1 protein-coding gene is annotated in these 1336 nt (G+C 55.5%); it reads left to right on the top strand.

What is annotated here, in order from left to right; all coding sequences use genetic code 11:
* Positions 1-75: 75 nt before the first annotated feature.
* A partial coding sequence (gene istA / locus E4661_RS18945) for an IS21 family transposase (protein ID WP_136469030.1) occupies positions 76-1336 on the top strand: 1261 nt, incomplete at its 3' end.

The raw sequence follows: 1336 nt of genomic DNA, 5'->3' as shown, positions 1-1336 counted from the left end.
CCAAAGTGAACCACTTTCAAAAACGTATCCAATAGGGGGTGCCAAAGGGTTATATTTTTCAAAAAATATAACAGTATGGCGAACAGACTATTGGACATGAGAAGAATAAAACAACTCTACAGGATGTTCGGCGAAGGGCACAGCCGCCGCCGGATCAGCAGGGAGCTCGGTATCTCCCGCAACACGGTCAACAAGTACATACCCCTGTTCCAGAAGAGCGGACTGACGGTGGATGACGTCTCGGAACTGGGCCCGGACACCCTGTTGCTGCTATTGGAGGGCAAGGGAAGGGCCGATAACGGCCATGGGGCACTCTTCGGATATTTTCCCGAAGTGAGCAAACAGTTCAAGCGTGTGGGCATGACCCGTTACATAATGTGGGAGCGTTATAAGGAGCTGCACCCCGATGGGGTATCGTACTCAAGGTTCTGCCACCTGTACAGGATATGGGGGCGTGGCCAGAACCCGGTGATGCGCTTCCACCACAAGGCCGGGGACAAGCTCTTTGTGGACTATACGGGCAAGAAGCTCTCGATCGTGGACCAAGCGACTGGCGAACTTATCGAGGTAGAGGTCTTCATTGGCGTGCTGGGTGCCAGTGGGCTTACCTATGTGGAGGCCTGTGCCTCGCAAAAGAGGGAGGACTTCCTCAGGTGCATGGCCAATGCCCTCCAGTTCTATGGCGGTGTGCCCATGGCCATAGTCACGGACAACCTGAAGGCCGCCGTTACCAAGAGCAGTAGGTACGAGCCCTTGATCAACGAGAGCCTTCTGGCCTTCTCCGACCATTATGGCACGGCGATACTCCCGACCCGTACGTACAAGCCCAGGGACAAGGCCCTTGTGGAGAACGCTGTGAAGATTATCTATACGCGTGTCTTTGCAAAGTTGCACGACCAGGTGTTCCATAGCCTACGTTCGCTCAACGGGGCGATAACGGGACTGGTACTGGCCCATAACACCGCAAGGTTCCAAGGGAGGGCCTATTCCCGATCGGAGCTGTTCGAGTCCGTGGAGAAACAGGCCCTTGCCCCACTGCCCGCAGAGCCCTACCAGATAAGACAGTATGCCTCCGGCACCGTCTACAAGAGCTCGCACATCTACCTGAACAAGGACAAGCACCATTACAGTGTCCCCTTCAAGTATATAGGGAAGAAGGTCCGTGTCATCTATACCCGGGACGTAGTGGAGATCTACCTGCGACAACGCCGTATCGCAGTGCACCAGAGGGACAGGAAACGCTACGGCTATACCACCGACCCTGCCCATATGCCCAGCACCCATCGCTATGTGGCGGATTGGAACCCGGAGAAGTTCCTAGGGTGGGCAGGTGGCA

This window comes from Flagellimonas onchidii (assembly GCF_004804315.1).
GTDB classification, from domain to species: Bacteria; Bacteroidota; Bacteroidia; order Flavobacteriales; family Flavobacteriaceae; genus Flagellimonas; species Flagellimonas onchidii.
The sequence above is the reverse complement of the archived record's forward strand: the minus strand, read 5'-3'. Positions and strand labels throughout refer to the sequence as shown.